Raw genomic sequence first — 20,750 nt, 5'->3', positions numbered from 1 at the left:
ATAAAAAATCTCCTTTCATCCTTTTTTTAGACTGTACAAACAGTCTGGTTAAATAATATACTGCAGCTTATATTTTGGTTATTTCTGCTTATTAATTCGCATATGCAGCTTACCTCAACACTACTGCGGAACTTTTTCGCTCTTAACCAGCTGTTTGAACAGACTATGATTGAAATATTTATAGATAAAAGCTTATAGAGCAAGTAAGTTTTTTTAATATTTAAATCTCTATAGCTTTACCCGTTTTAAGCGTAGGGAATTTGATACAACACTTACCGAGCTAAATGCCATCGCTGCACCGGCTATCCATGGTGCGAGTAAACCAATCGCTGCGATCGGAATGCCCGCTGTGTTGTAGGCAAATGCCCAAAATAAGTTTTGGCGGATATTTTTGATCGTTGCATGACTCGCTTTAATTGCTTTTGGAATGAGTAGCAGCTCGCCACCTAAGATCGTTACATCAGCAGCTTCAATGGCTACTTCCGTTCCTGTTCCTATCGCGATACCAATGTCGGCAACAGCTAATGCTGGAGCATCGTTAATTCCATCACCGACCATCGCCACATGCTTGCCCATTTCCTGTATCATTTTTACTTTATCCGCTTTTTCCTCTGGTAAAACTTGTGCTATGACGTGATCAATGCCAACTTGCTTGGCGATGGCGTTGGCAGTTCGTTCATTATCACCTGTTAGCATAATGACTTCTAAGCCTTCATTTTTCAACTGGCTAATTGCTTCTTTGGCGGTTTCCTTTACCGTATCGGCAACAGCAATAATACCTTTGAACGTACCATCTACTGCAATAAGCATTGCCGTCTTCCCATTTGCTTCAAAGGATTGCATCGCTGCTTCTTCATTTTGATATGCAATGTTGTGCTGGTCCATTAGCGACCTTGTTCCTACAAGAATTGTTTTTCCATTTATTTTGGCAGAAATACCGTGACCTGGTATTGCCTCAAAATCTTCTGTATCGAGTAGTTCCAAGTCTTTTTCTACCGCATTAGCAACAATTGCTTCTGCTAACGGATGTTCGGAACTCTTTTCTGCACTTGCTACTAATTGTAAGACATCATCATTGCCAGTGAAGTCGGTTACTTCTGGCTTTCCTTTCGTAATCGTTCCGGTTTTATCAAAAATAATAGCCTCTAATTGGTGCGTGCGTTCTAAGTGTTCACCGCCTTTAAACAAAATCCCTTGCTCTGCTGCTTTACCTGTACCAACCATAATTGATGTCGGGGTAGCCAAGCCAAGTGCACATGGACAGGCTATCACTAGTACAGCGATAGAGGCAACTAATGCGGATTCCAATTCACCCGGAGTTACAAAAGAAATCCAAATAATGAATGTGAGAATGGCAATTCCGACAACAATTGGAACGAAGTAGCCAGAAATAACATCTGCCAAGCGTTGGATTGGAGCTTTTGAACCTTGTGCATCTTCTACCACTTTTACAATGGAGGCTAAAGCAGTGTCCTTGCCTACTTTTGTAGCTTCCATTTCAATCGTTCCATTCTTATTCATCGTTGCACCAATAACCGTATCTTCTAAGTCCTTTTCCACTGGTAATGATTCACCAGTAAGCATCGATTCATCTACAGCAGTACGTCCTTTGACTACGACACCATCTACGGGTATTTTTTCTCCTGGTTTTACAATGAGCCGGTCACCACGAATAACTTCTTCTACCGGAATCATCATTTCTTCACCATTTCGGATAACGCGCGCTTGTTTTGCCTGTAAATTCAATAGTTTAGAAATAGCTTGCGTTGTTTTGCTTTTTGCCTTTGTTTCTAAATATTTACCAAACAAGATAAGTGTAATTAAAATCGCACTCGTCTCAAAATAAAGATGTGGTGCATAACCAGGATTGCCGATTGTTTTAATTGCTTCATATAAGCTATAAAAATAAGCCGCACTCGTACCTAATGCTACGAGTACATCCATATTGGCTGCTTTATTGCGGAGGTTTTTATAGGCTCCTTCATAAAATTGCCAACCAATAATGAATTGTACCGGTGTAGCTAGAGCAAATTGAAACCAAGGGTTCATAAAGATATGTGGGAGGCTAAGTCCAAATAAATGATCGAGCATCGTTACCAATAGAGGTATCGATAAGATTGCCGATATAATGAGTTTCGTTTTCATACGTTGGATTTGCTTTTCTTTATTGGATTGCTTTTCTTCTTTATTAGCCTTTGGTTGTGCATGGTAACCCAACTTTTCAATCAAACCAATAAATTTATCTTCTCCCACCAATGATGGCTGGTACTCGATAACTGCCGTTTCATTGGCTAAATTAACTGTCGCTTGCGTCACACCTTGCTGCTTGGAGAGTACTTTTTCGATTCGATTGGAACATGCAGCACAAGTCATGCCGGTAATATCGTATTCGACCTTTTCTGTTTCCACACCATAACCTAGCTTCCCGATCTTTTCAGTAATAGCTTCCAGGGAAACTTTTTCCGGGTCGAAATCTAAATTAGCTTTTTCCGTTGTTAAATTCACCTGCGCTTCTACTCCGTCCATCTTATTTAATACCTTTTCAATTCGGTTGGAACACGCAGCACAGGTCATCCCTGTAACACCAAGAGTTACATGTTCTTTCTCTTGCATCACCTTTCACCTCTTTTACTTGGAAAGTTGTTTCAGTACTTCCATTAATTCATCAATCGCATCCTCCCCATGCCCAGATTGTACCGCATGAGAAACACAATGCTTCGTATGCCTTTCCGCAATGGAGAAGCCAACTTTTTTTAATGCTGCATTAATCGCACTAATTTGCACCAAAATATCAATACAATATCTATCCTCTTCCACCATTTTTTGAATGCCGCGAACCTGCCCTTCAATTCTTTTCAGCCGATTTGTAATTGCTGAAATTTCATCCTTTGTTCTAGGAGTTACAGGATGCTCTGGCTTTTGTGTTGTCATCTATATATCAGCTCCTACTGTAATTTGTTTACTTACAATTATACTATACCCCCCTTTAGTATTTTATGCAATAGGTTTGCTCAAAAAATTTATAACTATGCGGCGTGAAGATTTTATGTATAACGACTACGTTCTCGTTTACTGAGAAAGATGATTTGCTATAACTGGAGTGAAGGGGAGCATTTATCGTTTGCTCTTCGGAGGAGGTTTCTTTCGGAAATGAAATTATAATAGCTCCATTGATCTTTTTTGGATCGAAAGGTCGTGCATCGAAGTGAGAAAGTTGAGCACCGCAGCCTGAAAGTTACACACCAAAGCGAGAAAGTCGTGCACCGCAACCGGGAAGTCGCGCACCAAAGCCAAAAAGTTGCGCACCGTAATGGTAGTATCATTTACTTTAATTGGAAATATTCCTGAACACATCTTAATTTGCTATTGGAAAAAACCTTTCCAGCAATAATCTGCCAAAAAGGTTCTGTACTTGAATATTAAGATATTTTGTTACTATGAAACCTCATTAAAATGCGTATACAAAAAATGCGATTAACGCTATTAGAATAGTCACCGAGTATATCCAAATTAGAATAGGTACGTTTGATTTCAGAGATTTCGTTTCATACTCCATAGAACGCTGCAATGCACTTTTTGCAGTATCTCCTTCTGTCTCATATTGTTTCATCTTTTTTTCTTCTTGTTTAAAAACGTACAACGTCCCACCTAGTGCAACAATAAATAGTAACAGTAAAAAAAGGATTAAGGCAATATTCATAAAACTCCCCCATTTCCATACAGATATTGTCAAAATTATCTTTGTCAAAACGAATGTTTATAAGGATTTCTTACATTTTATGCATAAAACAAGATATCTTTTATATAAGGCAGATTTTTAACTAAATCGTTCAAGCAGTTGTAATCAAGTATTTTTCCAACAATCCGCGATATTGCTTGAACAAAATTATAACATACTCCTCCATAACATTCGGATTTGCAGGACGTTTTGACCTTCCCCTTTGCTTCCTTGCTATCATCAACTTTTACATGGAATACAACAATTTGCAATTCTTTTTATGCAATTGTCAAAGAAAGTTAACGCTTTCTTATGGAGGTATAAGGACCAAGATTGTTAAAGTTCGCACAAATCAAGGGTCCAGACAACTCGGATTTGCAGAGTTAATTATTAGAATTAAGATATACTCACTCGAAATGCTAAATCACTTGCCCAATCCTATGGTTTGTATTGTAAGTAAGGACAATCGTACCATTTATAAGTGGAATTGCTTGTTTTGTGTTGGTGAAAATGCTCGTTTGGCGGATGTGTTCGCCCGGGGTCGGAGAATCTTGCTCGTTTTTGGAGTGAGGTCGCTCGGATTTCGGCGCGACTTGCTCATTTTGCGGATGAAGTCGCCCGAGGTTCGGGGAAACTTGCTCGTGGTCGAGAAGGGTGCTTGCGACTACTCAATTCAAGATTAAGGCTACGCAATCCCCCTAGCAAGTCTTCTTGATTTTCGAGGTCTCCCCTATAGAATAACGTGCCGAACTCACGCTACTTTTTGCTTCGTTTCCAAAATTAAATTAGCTTGTACGAGGCGTTTGCGAACTGCAATACCTATCCAGCTGGCTAATACAGCTTTGATAATTCCGACTGCAATAAACGGGTAGACTCCCGCTAAAAAAGCAGCATTCCAAGTATAGTCTAAAATAAACTTCAACTGAACTGTCCCAAATGCTAATGTGATCACCATTCCTACTATATTGGCGATCAAAGCATTTGCTAACCGGAAACTGGTTTTCTCTAAGATCCATCCTGTAACGTAAGCAGTAACAATAAAGCCAAAAACATATCCGCCCGAAGGACCAACTAACACATGGACGCCTCCGCTAAAGCCCGCAAATACAGGTGCGCCCACAGCTCCAATTACAGCGTAACAGATCATAGCTAATGCTCCTTGCTTACTACCTAGGATAGTTGCTGTAATACCGACCGCTAAGGTTTGTCCACTGATCGGAATAAGTGGTAATGGAATATCTATTTGCGCCAAAATCGCTGTAAGTGCTGCAAATAGTGCGCTATTAAGTATCAGACGAAGTTTTTTGTTTTGCTGATCCATTTTAATGACGACTCCTTCTAAAACTATTTACTATGTATTATGATTGGATTGTAGTTGGAAACAGGTCTTTTGTCAACCGTTTTTTTTAATAGTTAACGAATTTCAATCTAATGTTCTTCTTTTTTTAATAGCCTTAGAACGGAAACACCAAAAATACTTAATCCAACAATTGTTACTGAAATTTCAGCTCCTAGCTGTTCAATAGTAAAAATAGTATACAATGCTAGCAAAAGTGCTAGGCCGTCAAACATTTGAAAACTAATTTCCGTCCCTAAGTGTTTTTCATCAACAATTTCTTGTGTAGCATTTATCCGAAATAATAATAAAGCAGTTAAACTAAATCTAATTCCTGCAATGAATATTAGCGCAATCACAAAATTGGAAGTGTAAACGACAGGCTTAAAACGCATATCCCTGAATAAGGCCGGTATAATACATGATGCTACGGCGCCATTCTTTGCGTTCGTGAGCCATCTAACACTTTTGCGATCAACTCCCTTTCACTTGTGAGCATCCTAACGTCATTTGCATTACTTTTTTCACATCATCCAATTCAACATAATATCCAGAGGTTTGCACACTCAATGTTTTACACACTTTTTTTAATTCAAGTAAATTTAAATGCCAATCAAATTCCATTAAATACTCTATTGCATGACCTTTAATCCCTAGAGCTTCGCCCCCATCCGCAGCATGAAATTCAGCTAAAAAATAATGTATAAACAGGGGGATATCTCTTTTCCTCTGCCTTAGCGGTGGAATATGCATAAAGTTAGCAATTATTCTCTCGTATAGTTCTATTAAAAATAGCTCTTGTTTCACCAATATTTCCAGTTGCGCAGTTGTAATCGAAATTAACTTTATGTCAATTGGCTTTTGTTGCAGGAGTTTTAATAACCTATCTTGTAAACCACGATCTGTTTGGTCTATCTCATTTAGAAGCAATGTTCCTTCTTTCATAGAACGTAGAATTGTTTGAAGATGCGCTATTTCTGTCTCATTTAATAGAGAGCAAGTCACCTCTAGTAATGGTGTACCGTTGCCATATCTCTGAAAATGAATATTTCTTGCAACAGTGCGTTTCCCTACCCCAGGTTCTCCGTAAATACACAGAGCAGCTTTATAGATGTTTTACTTTTATAAAATAGCTCGTATAATCGCTTAGCTTCTTCAAAAGCATCCATTAGCGCTTCTTTTCCAGAAGTAATCAGCACCCCACGTAATCCTATTTGTTTTGCTTCTTGTACCGTAACAACATCCCCAATAACCACTGAATAGCCTGCTTGTTTCAGTTCTAATAAATGGCGCTTTACTTCATCCCTTGACTGTATTGTAATCATTTTTACATTAAACTCCAGAATATCACATAATGTAGCTGCACCTCGTGATATATTCGCAAATCCTAACAGAGCTACTTTATTATTCATTTCTTTTATTAATGTAAACACCCGCAACATGTCGTAACCTGTAATATCAATTGGTACAACAGGCAATGAGACTTTTTCCTGTATCATTGTTGCTGTCCCGCCACGGCTGATAATTAATTCATAACCATCTTCTTCAGCAGTTTGTGCTAATTTCACACCTTCTTCCAAGTTAGCCACTTCAATATGAACATCTATGTAATCAGGTGTTTTTACTTTCTTAGCCATCTCAGCCAACCCAGGATAAGGAGCGATTAGTAGAGCTTTTAATAACGTTCATCCCTCATTTGTTTCCATATTAAACAAGTCTATTATGACATAAATAAGATTCAATTGTACATGAAGAGCATATAAAAACAGCTATCAGCGTATTTAACTGCTATAATTTAATGGAAATTATTATGTAAAAAACCATTATTTTCAACTTAACAAAAAAGTAAAGCTACCACTTCACTATCCACTGCCTTACCCAATTCAGAAAATAAGTTTTTCACTTGTTACGTAAAACATTTTTAGATGGATCAAATCTTTTCATATTTCTGGTGCGCCACTTCCTCACTTCGATGCGTAACTTCTCGGCTGTGGTGCTCAGCTTTTTCACTTTGGTGTGCGACCTCCCGGATGCGGCGCTCAACTTTTTCGATGCGCTGCGTGATTTCCTCAATTCGATGCACGACTTTTACGTCTTGGTGCACGACCTCCCGAATACGACGCTCGACTTTCAGGCTGCGATACACTATATGTTGGTGTGCGACTTTCGGTCCTTCATGATCAAGTCATTCTACCGCTCAGCCTTGAAGCCAGGGTACTTACGTTCATAAACAAATAGCTGAATTTACGGTAAAGGTAGCTTGAATTATGTTTGGCTAACTTAATCCACGCTGTACACGTATGATTTATGATGAAAACCTGATCCAAATCGAAGAAGTCTATATGCAACGACACTTGCTTTATCGAGAAGTCTCTTGTTCGAATGGAGATGGTTTTGTTAAAGATTCTATCCATTTAGTGTGATTGTTTTCAACATTTTCCTTCCCTATTCCCTCCATCTCAAAGCAATTTTTTGAATCTACGTTTTCTCTTATTTATACTTACAATAAGAGGTAATAGGGAGGATGATATATCATGGGACAGGAGATTAAAGGAAAAGTTGCCTATATTACAGGTGCTGGCAGGGGAATTGGTCGGGCTACTGCGCTTGCCTTAGCTAAAGAAGGCGTACATGTCGGATTAATCGCGCGGACAAAAAGCAAACTCGAAGCTGCTGTAAAAGAAGCCACAGCGTATGGGGTAAAGGCTAGTTATGCAGTCGCTGATATTGCAAATTCAGAAGAAATTAATCAAGCAATAAACGACCTAGAAAGTTCCCTTGGATCTGCAGATATTTTGATTAATAATGCCGGTATTGGGGCTCATGGAAATTTTCTTGAAATGGAACCAGAAGCGTGGAAACATACATTTGAGGTCAATGTATTCGGCACGTATCATGTTACTCGCGCTGTTTTGCCACAAATGATCAAGAAAAATCAAGGCGACATTATTATGATTTCTTCCAGTAACGGATTAAAAGGCACAGCAGGATCAACTTCTTACAGTGCTTCCAAGTTTGCTATCCAAGGTATGTCCGAAGCATTAATGCAAGAAGTACGAAGAAATAACATTCGAGTTTTCACCTTAAATCCAAGCCTTGTTGCTACTGAGCTTGCCTTTGGTGACCAGTTAGCGGAAAAGAACGAAGATAAATACATGCAGCCAGAGGATCTAGCTGAATATATGGTTGCTCAATTGAAATTACATCCGCGAATCTTTATTAAACAATCGCTACAGTGGGCGACGAATCCGTTTTAAGCTAATAAAAAGCTGTTGCAAAGCGACTTATATGAATCGTTTGCAACAGTTTTTTGTATATATTTATTACTATACTAGGTGACGGTATTTTAGAAATGAATAGTGGTTAATATTGATTTTCAACTGCACGAAACCAAGTATAAGAATAACTCTAATGGAAAAAGATACATGCCAATGCAAAAAATCCTGCGTAAAAAGTATTGCCCATTCACTTCTCCTTCTATGCATGAGCAGCAATCGGCTCTACAGCTATTGTTAGATTTACCTAAGACAATTAAGAAGCTTTCCTTTTTGCCGTAAACTCATCTGTCTGAATTAATCTTGGCGCACTTGCTAAAAGGACTACAAGAACGACAGAACAGAACACAAACGCGCCTAGCATAGTCGCCCCATTTGCAATGAATGAATATACGACTGGCGACATACCTTTAGGTGCATATTTTCCCCAAAAGATGACTCCTGCAAGAAAATGCCAGAAATACCTCGCAATACTGCCTACTAATGTTGCTGCCACCACCCAGGCCAATGCAACTTTTTTATTTCCATTTTGAACATTTTTTTGAATGACAGGATACAATAAACCAGCAAAGCCAACAAATGCAAAGGCAATAAAATATTCAATTAAAAATTGTAGAGGTGTTAAATAATATGCATCTCCTAGCATTACTTGCAATAGGCCCCATAAGAAACCAGATAACACCCCTGCTATGACTCCCCGGCGAAATGTCAGAATAAAAATCGGAACCATTGCAAAGGAAATGGAAATAGCGGGTGATAATTTAATCGAAGGTAAAAAATCTAGAATCATTGCAAATGCGGCGAAGAAAGCTGCCTCAATCATCACCAATAATCTTACATTTATCATTAAAATTGCTCCCCTTTCACGGAAACCTCAAGGGAAGCATAGCTAATATAAACGTGGATTCATTATTTGTGCAGAAAGGATCACCCTACAGTCATTCTCTATAAATACAGAATTCTTCATGCATTTAAAAGCGAATGAGACTTTGATGAGTTAACCTAATCTTTGTTGCCCACATCCCTACGCAAGTGCTAACTAAACAGGTTCAAAGGGTCCGAACTCAATCGTTCTATCTCAGCCTAAAAGGCTCCCCTTGTGGTTTCTATGTATTTGATTTCATCTATTATAATAAATAATTTGTTTTTTGAACAGCTTTCTGCTCTTTATAAACGCCTTTGCCTTGAAACGACCATAGTAATACCATCAAAACCGATAACTCATTTTTATAAATTCAAATTGCTCTATTGCATGAATGTTTCTGTATTAAGAAATCTCGCTTTTGATTAAAAATGCTACTACCTTTTTTTTAAAAAATAACAATGCACGTGTAATACATTATGCTAAGCACTTAACACCCTCCTGCGCTCAACATTTCTATATCGGCTTACATCAGCCAAATCGTATTACTCGCATTTTTCAAGACAGATGCATCATTTACTGTCATGAAAATGATACAGAAAGCCCCTATCATTTCAGCATCGTACTTAAAATATGGAAAGTATACCTTTGATTTCAATTAAAAAACTTCCAGTTCTTAACAAAACATAATCTTATTTCCTTCACAATCAATGATCGTAAAGAACAAGCTTTCCTATAGTGTAAAAAATACAAGTTTCTCTCTTTTACTAGCGGTGGACCCACATCATCGATAATCAGCTCCTCTTGATTTAAATCCGAGTACATATTGATAAATTAAGATTGTAAACTACTTGCAGTCGCGATTGTCTAAGTTCGCTGCCTTTCTCTTCATTCAATCAACTGTCATCTAAAAAACAATTTCTATCATCTCTTGCCCACTCTCGAATGCGTTTATGCCTTATTTGTCGCTTCATTTAATTGCTCAGCAGCTACTACAACACTAGAAGCAGCTCGTTCCATTTCATGAACGACTTGTTTGAATTCGTTCATTTCTTTTAGCACAATCTTTGCTTCTTGCTCATTCAATTGAATGGTCTTTACTAAATGCTGAAAAGATTGTTGCGTAGCTTCCGAAAACGACATACTTAATCCAACTGCCTCTTCTATTTCTCCCATAGATGTTTTCGTCCATTGACTAACTTGGCTTGAGGTTGATATGAGTGAGGTTATTTGTGTGATGGATTGCTTTGTTTGCTCTGCTAACTTGCCAATTTCCTTGGAAACTACGGCAAACCCACTTCCATGTACGCCCGCCCTTGCCGCTTCAATAGAAGAATTCAAAGCTAATAAATTTGTTTGATCGGCAATTTTTTGTACCATAGCTATAATTGTTGCAATTTCGTTTGATGATTGATCAAAATTATCCAAGGATTGAGTTATTTGCTTCGCCGTTTTTTCCATATACTTCATGGTGTTAAACAGTTCATCTAATTGTTCTTGACCTTCCAGTGCTTTTTCTTTAGCTTTTTCTGCTTGATATGTACTTTTTTCTGTCGCTTCATTCACTTCGTTTATATTTGTACTAATTGTCTCTACAGAAGCATGATTTTCCTCGGCTATTGCTACAAGTTCCTCGCTGACTGCAGTCATTTTATCCTTAAGCCAGTCTTTACCCGCTTTATATTTTTCATCCATTTTTTTCATATTTTCCTGTTCGTACGCCTCTAAGACAATTTGCTGTTCAAAACTTATGATTTTATTTACAGCCACAAGCGTAGCATGAAATTCCGCAGTATCTTTCATCTCACTATATATCAAATGAATAATAGTATTATGTAAATTCTGATATGCCCCCATATACCAGGCAGGTTGTAAACCAATTCGATAATGCGTCTTCGCAATAGCGAAACGTTTTTCTAAATATGCCTGATTGATTTCCGCTTTAAACAAATCGTTGACATATTGCTTTAACGTTAAACGTAAACGGTCAATCGTGCTATATTTTTCAATAATTCGGCGTAAATGGTTGAATTGTAAAATAGTCGAGTAAAATGATTCAACAAGCAAATCCATATTTTTCACTATAAGTGGCTGTAGACTTTTTAACCGCTTCAGATCTGTTTCTGTAAGATGAGTCATTTCCATCTTTTGTAAAACAGATGCATCATGTATATTAATGACAACTTCTGCTTCCGTAAATGCTTGCAACCATTGTTTGTCTTGTTTTTGTTTAAAAAACATAAGTTTTCCCCCTGTACGATAGATTAGTAAACGATAATTCCTTAACTGTAGTGCAATTATATTACGGAAAAGCTTTCAAACCGTCAATCATATTTAAAATTCTCTCAGTTAAAAATAGTCAAATAATTAACTAAATAAATAAAATCACAAAACCTTACATGCTATGCCTTTTTGCAATTAATAATTTATTAAAAAACCCCTACATAAATAATAATATTTACGTAGAGGTCGGTTGCACCACTAGCTCCATGCGATTTAAGGTGCCCACATATTATCGCACATCTTTGCTCCCTCATAAAAATTTATATTGATGCAGTTCTTTATGAATCACATTATATAGGTACATATTATCAATCATAAACTTTTGTTGTCAACTATTTCTGTGACAAATATCGCGTAATTCGACAAATTTTAAAATATATTAAAGAAAATTATCAACTTTCGATTATCTATGCAAGAGTCCCACTTTGCATGTATGTAGAATATCTTAACAAGGGTGATCTAGATTAAATTGTAGGATAGGCGATAGAAATATCTTTTTAGAAAAACTTGGCTTGTCGCCAAGTCTTATGGCGGAAGCCTTTGTTTTTCTTATACTATAAACCAAAAAATATTATACTTTCCTATAGTGGAACAAAGGCGCAAGTGCCCGTTTAGCAACGTAGCGAATGGAACAAATCAACGGAGATAAAGTGAACCTTCAATCAGCGGGGGTTTCTTCCATACCCGCTGATTGTTAGTTGAACGAATCGGGGATTTAGGTGCTGTTACCTCCCACTTCTACTTGTTTAGCATCTTGAAGTGGGAGTCTACAACGCCTTTTTACGGGATAAAGGAATCACGGTGAGGCGACGAACCGATGATGACTTATCGTAGGGCGCATTTCTAAAGTCGAAATCGTTGCTGGGCGCTTGCGCCGGACGTGGCTTCGGTTATTTCGTTATCCTCAAGCGCCTAATTATATACTTTTGTATGAATTTCATAATTCTTAGCTCTTATGTCCCAATGGGTTTGAGACATGAAAAAGGAAGTACCTACCCAAGTCTTGTATAATGGTAGTTGACAAAAACATCCAATACAGACTGGAGGAATACTTCCTATGACCATTATACGACAACCAAGTTTATTTGAGAATTATACGATATGGAACCTACCCAAAAATATGAAGCAATTATTGCTGCGATAAATTTAGATGAAATTTACCATGCAGTAACTAAGAAGTCACGACTTGGCGCACCGGAAGAACTGAACTATGCAGCCATGATTATTTCCTTTGCAGTAAGATATGTGGAACAATCCCGACAATAAAGGATCTTATTCAACGCCTCAATGAGGATATTGCCTTTAAATGGATGGTGGATTCCTTGTATCCGACGCCGTTCCTTCAGAAGCCTCTTATTCTCGGCTTGTAACGAAATTAATGGCGTGTGACCTATTAGAAACGGAAAAGGAAAATATGGTACATCAGCTATCGCAGAAGGTTTTATTCAGAATGATACTGCTGCTACCGATGCCTGTCATGTTGAAGCCCGTGATTAAGCACCACCAAAAGAAGACAAACCAACGTCCGAACCTAAAAACGTGGCCGTAAATCGAAAGAAGAGCGTGACGGGTGGTTAAAAGACGAAGCTCAAAAAGAAAAGAAAATAGAAGCACAATTAGATGTTCCTAGCTGAATTACGTGCCGGAGTTCCTCAAGATCCCAAGTGGGGAGTGAAAAAGAATTCGGAAGGAAAGAATGTCTTTTGGTTTGGCTACAAGGCTCACTTAGTCGTTGGCACATCTAGTCAATACATTTTAGATTCTCTCTTTTCATCAGGAAGTTTAAATGATGGAAAGGCAGTTATCCCATTACTGAAGGGACTTCATGAACGCTTTCCTCAACTATCTTTACAGTATCACACCATGGATGCAGGTTATGATTATGAACCGATATACGAACAAGTACATCGAATGGGGCACCAATCTGTGATTGCATACAACAAGCGAAATGAAGGGGAATTCCTTGGCTATGATAAGCACTTTTCCTCAACCTGTTTTCGTGAGCATTCTTATCGTTATGATAGCTTTGATTCTAAGTATGAGACATTAAAATACACGAGACCAAAAGAATGTAATGATTGTCCTTTAGCCAACGAAGGCATCTGTCAAAAGGTTTATAAAGTACAAATAACCCAAGACCTTCGGAAATATACCGCTCCAGCTCGCGGTTCAGAGGCTTGGAAAAACATTTTCAAACGTCGTACTGCTGTAGAACGTGTGAATGCCTATCTCAAGGAATTCTTTCAGCTTAACCATGTTCGTTATCGTACTGGAGAACGTGCGAAAGTCCATTTTGATATGGTTACACTTATTTATAACGCTTCAAAACTAGCAGTAGATCGTATAAATGCCCAATTCAATCAGCAACAAGCTACATGATTTCTGTTTTTTAAAATACAATTTTAAAATTCTGTTAGTCTTTGTATTTTTAAAAAGAGCAATTATGAAATTGACTCATTATTTAAATGATTTAAGTATTGATTGAGTCTTGCGCTATAATTACATTTAACTGTTTTTCTTTTAAATTCTGTACAGACACCTTATCAGCCTTAGTATCCGTAATGATATAATCAACATCTTCTATACCGGTTATTAAAGAAAATGCCTGTTTACCTATTTTGCTATAATCAACCATGATATATACCTGCGAAGTACTTTCTATCATTTTTTTCTTTATTTTCGCTTGCTGTTCATCAGATTCACTAATTCCTCTTTCAATTTGCAAACCTTTACATGATATAAACGCTTTATTTACGTAATAATTACTTAAAGACGCCTCAGCAAGTGGTCCAACAAAGGATAATGATTTTCCAAGCAATGCTCCACCAGTTGAAATTACGGTGATTTGTTTTTTATCACCTAATTCCATAGCAACTTTTATAGAGTTTGTAAGTACTGTGATTGGTATGTCAGGTAGAGATTTAGCCATATACCATGCCGTTGTGCTAGCATCGAGAATAATATTATCTCCCTCTTTTACAAGCTTAACCGCTTCTAAAGCTATATTCTGCTTTTCAGCAACGTTTATTATCTCTCGTTCTTTATAAGGAATCTCAAGTGAATCACTGGGGTTCATACTTATAGCGCCACCATGACTTCTTAATAACTTTTTCTCTTTTTCAAGCTTTTCTAAATCCCTACGAATCGTCTCTTCTGTAACAGAGAATATCTCACTTAATTCCGAAACACGGACACTTTTTCGTTCATTTACAACTCTTACAATATTTTGTTGCCTTTCTGCTATAAGCATGATATCCCAACTTTCTTACTAAAAATATACCAAAAAAATGATGTATATCCAAATATTATTATAATATAAATGGTTTAGAATACAACCAGCATGTTATATTTTCGCTTGTTACATACCTTTTCTTTTTATTCTATATCTAAAAAATTTATGAGCAAAGGAAAAAACCTTTGCTCATTCATTTGCCCATTTTTTCAATTATTATAAGAAATACTTCTCAGGTGGAGTAACAGCAAATCGCTTCGCTAAATCTCTTAATTGTTCATCTTTAATATCCTGTTTAATCCCGCCTTGATGGGAACTAACTAACATGTAAATTTGCGCCGCCTTCTCCACTGTTTCAATTAATCCAAATGCCTCCGCAAGGGACTTACCCGCTCCAAAAATTCCATGATGCGGCCAAATAACTAAGCGAAACTCTTTCATTTTTTTAGCCGTTTCTTCCCCGATTATATCTGTTCCAGGTACCATCCAAGGTAAAATACCTACACCTTCTGGAAAAACAACTAGACATTCGGTACACATTTTCCACAGCGTTCTTGTGAAATTTACTTCATCTAATTCATGTGTAAATGTCATTGCTATAAGATTTGTCGTATGCGTATGCATAATGACTCGATGGTCAGGATTTTGCTTCAACCTGGAAATATGGCTCATAAAGTGAGATGGAAGTTCACTGGTAGGCTGACTATTTCCTTCAAGTCCCCATAATAGTTCAACCACTTTTCCATCAGAACTTATTCGCAATATACCCAAAGATTCCTCTGGATCATCTTTAATAAACCGAAAGTATTTCCCTGATCCTGTAACTATAAAGTATTTACCAGCGAGTTCAGTAACTGGATAGTCTAGTTGTATGGTGCGAATTACTTGATCCTTATTTAAATAAGGTGTGACTTCCTCTTCGTTTAACAGATAACTAATATTTCCACCATTTAACTCGTCCCAACCAAGACGCCACATATCATAAGTATTCTGTATCATCTCGCGTACGAATGGCGCATCTAAAATTGCCTGTTTGTTTCCATTTACTTCTTTCATATGTCTGTTCCTTCCTCTGAAAAATTCTATATCGATAAATAATTACCGAAAGTTGTTCATTACATTTAGTAAAAATTTTAAAAATGTTTTAAGATTAGTCTCTTTTTGTGAGGACAGCTGCTTCATATTTGTTAACTTCGTCAAGCCATGCCATACCTGTAGGAACTTTCATTCCTTCACAGTAATAATCCCAAATTGCACCAAAAGGATATGTTTTAAGCTCTTCCATCAAGGCTAACCTTTCTGTGAAATTGCCTTTTTCTTGTAAATCTCTTAAATAATCATTTGGAGTAAGTAAGGCATATAATAGTGACTTAATCATATTTCTTGTTCCGATTGTCCAAGCTGCTACACGATTAATGCTGGCATCAAAGAAATCAAGCCCGATCCTTACTTTATTTAACGCCTCATTACGGATAATTTCTAACCCAATTTCGCGCAATTCATCATCTAAAATAATCACATGGTCGCTATCCCAACGTACGGGTCTTGAAACATGTAGAGCTAATTCATCACTAAACAAAAGCATTGCAGAGATTTTATTAGAAACCACTTCTGTTGGATGGAAATGTCCCGTATCTAATAAGCATAATTTGTTATTTTTTAAGGCATAACCTAAATAGAATTCATGTGAGCCTACGACATACGCTTCTGAGCCTATTCCAAATAATTTGCTCTCTACAGCATCCACATTATATTTTTCATTTATTTGCACAGAAAAAATTTTGTCTAATGATTCTTTTAATCTTCTTCTTGGTGTTAAACGATCACTCGGGATATCTTTATATCCATCAGGAATCCAAATATTTGTTAGTGCAGGAGTACCTAATTCTCTTCCGAAATACTCACCAATTTTTCGGCAAGCAATAACATGACGAATCCAGAATTCCCGTATCTCTTTATTTGGATGAGATAGTGTTAAGCCATCTGCTGCCATTGGATGTGAAAATAAAGTTGGGTTAAAATCCAATCCCAGGTCATGACTTTTTGCCCACTCCACCCATTTTTTAAAATGCTTTGGTTCCAATTTATCTCTTTCAACAACTTCTCCATTCGTCTCAGCATAAATGGCATGTAAGTTAACTCGATGCTTACCCGGTATTAAAGAAAGTGCCTTTTCCAAATCATTCCTTAGTTCTTCAGGTGTCCTCGCCTTCCCTGGATAATTACCGGTTACGTCGATTCCCCCTGATAGTTCTTGCTGGTTTACCTCAAACCCGGAAATGTCATCTCCTTGCCAGCAATGAATGGAGATAGGTACTTGTTTTAAATGATTTAGCGCTTCTTCAACATCTACCCCTAATTTTTCATACTGTGCTTTTGCAAGTTGATAGTTTTCAAATGTAGACATATTATTTTCCTCCTTCTCTCTTTCTAAACGTTTTTAATACAAAGGAATTCTTTATGATGTTTCGGGCTTCATGAATATCTTCAATTTGCTCTAACGCAATTAGTTGAGATATTATATTTCCAATTGCTGTTGCCTCTGACGGTCCTGCAATTACTTCCTTTTCTGTTATGTCTGAAATTAATTGATTTAAAAGCTTATTTTTAGAACCTCCGCCAATAATATTTATTTGATTAAAATTCTTTTCGTAAATTTCTTCAATCTGTTCAATCGTATTTTTATAACTGATTGCTAAACTATCAAATACACACTTCGCAACTTGTCCCGGTGTTGTTGGTTCGGATTGCCCTGTTTCCTTACAATACAATTGAATTTCCCTAATCATATTATTTGGTTTTAAAAATCGGTCATCATCTACATCAACAATGGCATAAAAATCCTTTTCTTTTGCAGCCATGTCAGAAAAATCAGCGAAACTATATTGATCTTTATAATTTCGTTTCACCTCTTGTATCATCCAAAGCCCCATGATGTTTTTTAAAAAACGATAGCGATAATCAAACCCACCTTCATTCGTAAAATTATAGTCTAATGCTTTTGTAATACATATAGGAAAGCGGTTTTCAACGCCCATCAGTGACCATGTTCCTGAACTGATAAAGATTGTTTCATCCGTTTCCGGAACAGCAAGTACAGCTGATGCAGTATCATGTGTAGCCGGGAGTATTACCTCCATATCAAAACCAAATTCTTCAACTAATTGTGGTCTTAAGCGACCGATAGATTCTTTTGGGAGCAAAATCTGTTGAAATATTTGATCATTTATTTCTAATTTTTTCAATAAATCTCTATCCCATTTCTTAGTAAAAGCATTAATCAACTGTGTTGTCGTTGCGTTGGTATACTCATTTACTTTTACTCCAGTTAATAAATAATGAAAGTAATCGGGAATCATTAAGAACGTTTTTGCTTTTTCTAATAGCTCTGGATATTTTTTCTTTACATAATATAGCTGATAAATAGAATTAAATTTTTGAAACTGTATTCCAGTCTCTAAATATAAAAGCTCTTTACTAAATATTGAAAATACCTCATCCAACATGCCGTCTGTTCTTGGGTCACGGTACGAAACAGCATCCATTAGCAGTTCGTCATTTTCATCTAATAAAACAAAGTCAACCGCCCATGTATCGACACCAATACTTACTGGTATTAAGCCTTTCTTTTTAGTCAGGTGAATTCCTTTTTTTACTTCTGCAAACAGCTTCTCTATATCCCAGCAAAAATATCCATTCTTTTGAATTAATCTATTCTCAAATCGATAAACTTCATCTAAAATAATTTTCTTATCTTGTAAAAATCCGGCAATTACTCTGCCACTTGAAGCTCCTATATCTACTGCCAAACTGCAAGAATGCATGATCTCACCTTCCAATTTCAAAAAAGAATACTTTGGCTCATTTCCATTCATGTTTACTTGAGACTAGTATTACCACATCTATAATAAATGAAATCCAGTAATAAATAAACCAATTCAGTCACAAAGAAACATTTTTTAGTTTGTTTTACTTTTGTTTGTTTTGTAATAAAATTATACTGTGGTCTGTTTTTCTGATGCCATCAAGTTACCATAGCGTTCTTCTTCTATTTGACGTAAAGATTTTCCCCTCGTATTTGGTGCAAGTATAATGCCAATTACCATATGAATTATAAGAAAAACAATCATTACGATACCTGCAACTTTAAATCCAAGAGTTGCCATAATTGTTGGTAATATAAACGACCATAAGGCAATACCTGTCCGAACAATAAAATACATATAGCCTTGTGCTGTAGCACGATATCTTGTAGGGAATAATTCACTTGTCCATAATGCATAAAATGCTTGAGCACCTATTCCAGCAGCAGATCCCCATAGGACAACAAATGAAATTAAGGTTGGCCATGTCATCGGCATAAAAGTAAGGATGATCCAAGCAATGACTCCCATCAAAGCACCGATACCAAATATTAATTTGCGGCTATATTTATCTCCTAACTTCATAAATATCAGGTAAGTAGTAATTACGGTAAACATCCATAAGAATGCTTGAAGTAAATTAGCTTGTTGGTTACTTAATCCGCCTACATTTTCATAAATATAAGGCATAAAGTAGCCCATTGCACCAGCGGTTAAATTCCAAAACAAGTAAATGCCTAACAATAAAAACAATGCTTCCCTATTTGGTTTTAACGAGATTAATTCTTTAAAAGAACTTTTTTGTTTAATGCCCTTACTTCTGTCTTTTAAATCTTTGGCTTGTTGCTCTTCCCAAATCTTTGATTCAGGGAGACCGCGTCTAATATATAAAGAAATACCCGCTATTATAAAGAGATGGAAAAAAATAATTCTTGACCCCATTAAACCTAAAGGTGCTAGTAGCACTGCTAAAGCAAATGTTACCATTGGACCAATTGACCATGCTAACTGTGCTGTTCCAACATGCGCAGCCCGCTTATTTTCTGGCGATTCTTCAGCTATATATGTCCAAGAAACTGGAACACCAGCACCTACGGCAATTCCAGTAATGATTGTTCCGAGAAGTAACATTGGAAAATTTACGGAAACTGCAATTAAGAGAACACCAATCATATAAACCATTAAATCATAACTAAAAATTAATCTTCTTCCATATTTATCAGTTAGAGGACCGCCAATCAACGCACCTAAAGCTGCACCTAAAGCATTCGCGCTTAATGCACTCAATAAGCCAACACCAATACTATCTATTTGCAGATACGCTTGCCACATTGTTAGGCTGCTAGCAGCCGCAATGATAGATCCAGCTTCAATGTAATTTGCCATCGAAATTGCTATAGTTGCCTTCCAACCTGTGACTTCCTTTGCTGCGAACCTTCTTTTACTCATTAGCCTTTCCTCCTATTTTAATCCATATGGAATACTTCTTCTAAATCAACCGTTACCGGACTGTTGTCTGAATTCGTTTCCATAATAGGCTTCATATAATCCCACCATTTTTTATTTATCTCTGTTTTTGATATTTTTTCCCATAGCAGTTCATCTTTAATTTCAACATAGCCAAATAATTTATTGCTTACTTCATCTAGAAAGATAGAATAGTTTCTTGCACCATGCTTTCGAAGTTCATCAACCATTTCAGGCCAAATTTCTTGATGACGCTTCTTGTATTCCTCTTGTTGATCAGGATAAACAGTCATAACAAAAGCTTTTCTAATCATTCAACATCATCCTTTTCAATATTTTAATAAAGAAAATAAACGCCTCATGAGAACGATTACATTTCACTTACATGTTCATCATAATGCTAAACAAACAAAAAGTCAACATATATTAGCTTTATTTATATTTGTTTATTTATTTTAATGTTTGTTTTTATTGTTTTTTGTGTTTAACCAGAAAAAAGTATGATCCATTGTACATAAAAATAATTTCCTCATTCAACTAACGAAAATAATATCAACAGGACAACGTTTCATTATAGGAAACCAAATACTAAAATTGCTCAGTTAATGATGTCCAAACTAAATACTTGACAAGTTTAAGGAGAGCTTCAGTTTAAGGAGTTTTCCATGTCCTTGAAAATATCACGGTGCTTATTTACGAAGCTTTCCTCGACCT

At 36.7% G+C, this 20,750-nt stretch carries 17 protein-coding genes, 1 pseudogene and 2 riboswitches; of the genes and pseudogenes, 2 read left to right on the top strand and 16 right to left on the bottom strand.

What is annotated here, in order from left to right:
• Nucleotides 1-228: 228 nt before the first annotated feature.
• The 8 genes from BKP57_RS15040 to BKP57_RS22215 form a co-directional block, all read right to left on the bottom strand.
• Nucleotides 229-2,616: a heavy metal translocating P-type ATPase gene (locus tag BKP57_RS15040; protein WP_399479274.1), complete on the bottom strand. Its 2,388-nt coding sequence runs from the start codon at nt 2,614-2,616 to the stop codon at nt 229-231.
• A 12-nt stretch (nt 2,617-2,628) separates the two neighbouring features.
• Nucleotides 2,629-2,931, bottom strand: coding sequence for a metal-sensing transcriptional repressor (locus BKP57_RS15035; RefSeq protein ID WP_050351297.1), 303 nt, complete (start codon nt 2,929-2,931; stop codon nt 2,629-2,631).
• A gap of 517 nt (nt 2,932-3,448) precedes the next feature.
• Nucleotides 3,449-3,748: a hypothetical protein gene (locus BKP57_RS15030; RefSeq protein ID WP_232231182.1), complete on the bottom strand. Its 300-nt coding sequence runs from the start codon at nt 3,746-3,748 to the stop codon at nt 3,449-3,451.
• Nucleotides 3,749-4,469: 721 nt separating this feature from the next.
• On the bottom strand, nt 4,470-5,039 hold the full coding sequence (locus BKP57_RS15025) for a biotin transporter BioY (protein WP_072741865.1): 570 nt from the start codon (nt 5,037-5,039) through the stop codon (nt 4,470-4,472).
• Between the two features lie 107 nt (nt 5,040-5,146).
• On the bottom strand, nt 5,147-5,449 hold the full coding sequence (locus BKP57_RS15020) for a hypothetical protein (protein WP_072741864.1): 303 nt from the start codon (nt 5,447-5,449) through the stop codon (nt 5,147-5,149).
• Nucleotides 5,450-5,528: 79 nt separating this feature from the next.
• The gene (locus tag BKP57_RS15015) at nt 5,529-6,101 is read right to left on the bottom strand and encodes an AAA-type ATPase lid domain-containing protein (RefSeq protein WP_232231431.1); all 573 of its coding nucleotides are present in this window, start codon (nt 6,099-6,101) and stop codon (nt 5,529-5,531) included.
• Between the two features lie 23 nt (nt 6,102-6,124).
• Entirely contained in the window at nt 6,125-6,691 is a 567-nt protein-coding gene (locus tag BKP57_RS15010; protein WP_072741862.1) for a PrpR N-terminal domain-containing protein, read from the bottom strand.
• A gap of 293 nt (nt 6,692-6,984) precedes the next feature.
• Nucleotides 6,985-7,200 (bottom strand): hypothetical protein, encoded by a 216-nt coding sequence (locus tag BKP57_RS22215; RefSeq protein ID WP_139325371.1) that lies wholly within the window; start codon nt 7,198-7,200, stop codon nt 6,985-6,987.
• 388 nt (nt 7,201-7,588) lie between these two features.
• Between BKP57_RS22215 and BKP57_RS15005 the strand changes: the two genes are divergently transcribed.
• On the top strand, nt 7,589-8,311 hold the full coding sequence (locus tag BKP57_RS15005) for a 3-ketoacyl-ACP reductase (protein WP_072741861.1): 723 nt from the start codon (nt 7,589-7,591) through the stop codon (nt 8,309-8,311).
• A 274-nt stretch (nt 8,312-8,585) separates the two neighbouring features.
• Here BKP57_RS15005 and thiT read toward each other — a convergent pair whose 3' ends face one another.
• The gene (gene thiT / locus BKP57_RS15000; RefSeq protein ID WP_050351303.1) at nt 8,586-9,176 is read right to left on the bottom strand and encodes an energy-coupled thiamine transporter ThiT; all 591 of its coding nucleotides are present in this window, start codon (nt 9,174-9,176) and stop codon (nt 8,586-8,588) included.
• 157 nt (nt 9,177-9,333) lie between these two features.
• Nucleotides 9,334-9,437: riboswitch (TPP riboswitch) on the bottom strand.
• 705 nt (nt 9,438-10,142) lie between these two features.
• Complete coding sequence (locus BKP57_RS14995; RefSeq protein WP_050351304.1) at nt 10,143-11,432, bottom strand: globin-coupled sensor protein; 1,290 nt, start codon at nt 11,430-11,432, stop codon at nt 10,143-10,145.
• A gap of 217 nt (nt 11,433-11,649) precedes the next feature.
• A riboswitch (cyclic di-GMP riboswitch) is annotated at nt 11,650-11,733 on the bottom strand.
• A gap of 798 nt (nt 11,734-12,531) precedes the next feature.
• On the opposite strand from BKP57_RS14995, the pseudogene BKP57_RS14990 reads away from it, so the two are divergent.
• Nucleotides 12,532-13,853, top strand: a pseudogene (locus BKP57_RS14990) (transposase).
• A gap of 91 nt (nt 13,854-13,944) precedes the next feature.
• Here BKP57_RS14990 and BKP57_RS14985 read toward each other — a convergent pair.
• From BKP57_RS14985 to rhaM, 6 genes are all read right to left on the bottom strand, one after another.
• Complete coding sequence (locus BKP57_RS14985; RefSeq protein ID WP_050351305.1) at nt 13,945-14,724, bottom strand: DeoR/GlpR family DNA-binding transcription regulator; 780 nt, start codon at nt 14,722-14,724, stop codon at nt 13,945-13,947.
• A gap of 198 nt (nt 14,725-14,922) precedes the next feature.
• Nucleotides 14,923-15,762, bottom strand: a complete 840-nt coding sequence (rhaD, locus tag BKP57_RS14980) for a rhamnulose-1-phosphate aldolase (protein WP_050351306.1) — start codon at nt 15,760-15,762, stop codon at nt 14,923-14,925.
• Between the two features lie 94 nt (nt 15,763-15,856).
• Complete coding sequence (gene rhaA, locus BKP57_RS14975) at nt 15,857-17,113, bottom strand: L-rhamnose isomerase (protein ID WP_050351307.1); 1,257 nt, start codon at nt 17,111-17,113, stop codon at nt 15,857-15,859.
• Between the two features lies 1 nt (nt 17,114).
• The gene (gene rhaB, locus BKP57_RS14970) at nt 17,115-18,530 is read right to left on the bottom strand and encodes a rhamnulokinase (RefSeq protein WP_050351308.1); all 1,416 of its coding nucleotides are present in this window, start codon (nt 18,528-18,530) and stop codon (nt 17,115-17,117) included.
• Between the two features lie 171 nt (nt 18,531-18,701).
• A complete protein-coding gene (locus BKP57_RS14965) occupies nt 18,702-20,018 on the bottom strand; it encodes an MFS transporter (RefSeq protein WP_072741860.1) in 1,317 nt (438 codons plus the stop codon).
• 17 nt (nt 20,019-20,035) lie between these two features.
• Nucleotides 20,036-20,350 (bottom strand): L-rhamnose mutarotase, encoded by a 315-nt coding sequence (gene rhaM / locus BKP57_RS14960; RefSeq protein ID WP_050351310.1) that lies wholly within the window; start codon nt 20,348-20,350, stop codon nt 20,036-20,038.
• Nucleotides 20,351-20,750 lie beyond the last annotated feature (400 nt).

The sequence above is a fragment of the Virgibacillus sp. 6R genome (genome assembly GCF_001895305.1).
Classification (GTDB): Bacteria; Bacillota; Bacilli; order Bacillales; family Amphibacillaceae; genus Virgibacillus; species Virgibacillus pantothenticus.
Note: the sequence above shows the minus strand (reverse complement) of the source record. Positions and strands in the feature narration are given on the sequence as shown.

Excerpts from the sequence above, each read along its gene's own strand:
- BKP57_RS15035 (WP_050351297.1), bottom strand. The coding sequence starts at position 2,931 with ATGACAACACAAAAGCCAGAGCATCCTGTAACTCCTAGAACAAAGGAT.
- BKP57_RS15025 (WP_072741865.1), bottom strand. The coding sequence starts at position 5,039 with ATGGATCAGCAAAACAAAAAACTTCGTCTGATACTTAATAGCGCACTA.
- BKP57_RS15020 (WP_072741864.1), bottom strand. The coding sequence starts at position 5,449 with ATGCGTTTTAAGCCTGTCGTTTACACTTCCAATTTTGTGATTGCGCTA.
- BKP57_RS15010 (WP_072741862.1), bottom strand. The coding sequence starts at position 6,691 with ATGGCTAAGAAAGTAAAAACACCTGATTACATAGATGTTCATATTGAA.
- BKP57_RS15005 (WP_072741861.1), top strand. The coding sequence starts at position 7,589 with ATGGGACAGGAGATTAAAGGAAAAGTTGCCTATATTACAGGTGCTGGC.
- thiT (WP_050351303.1), bottom strand. The coding sequence starts at position 9,176 with ATGATAAATGTAAGATTATTGGTGATGATTGAGGCAGCTTTCTTCGCC.
- BKP57_RS14995 (WP_050351304.1), bottom strand. The coding sequence starts at position 11,432 with ATGTTTTTTAAACAAAAACAAGACAAACAATGGTTGCAAGCATTTACG.
- BKP57_RS14985 (WP_050351305.1), bottom strand. The coding sequence starts at position 14,724 with ATGCTTATAGCAGAAAGGCAACAAAATATTGTAAGAGTTGTAAATGAA.
- rhaD (WP_050351306.1), bottom strand. The coding sequence starts at position 15,762 with ATGAAAGAAGTAAATGGAAACAAACAGGCAATTTTAGATGCGCCATTC.
- rhaA (WP_050351307.1), bottom strand. The coding sequence starts at position 17,113 with ATGTCTACATTTGAAAACTATCAACTTGCAAAAGCACAGTATGAAAAA.
- rhaB (WP_050351308.1), bottom strand. The coding sequence starts at position 18,530 with ATGCATTCTTGCAGTTTGGCAGTAGATATAGGAGCTTCAAGTGGCAGA.
- BKP57_RS14965 (WP_072741860.1), bottom strand. The coding sequence starts at position 20,018 with ATGAGTAAAAGAAGGTTCGCAGCAAAGGAAGTCACAGGTTGGAAGGCA.
- rhaM (WP_050351310.1), bottom strand. The coding sequence starts at position 20,350 with ATGATTAGAAAAGCTTTTGTTATGACTGTTTATCCTGATCAACAAGAG.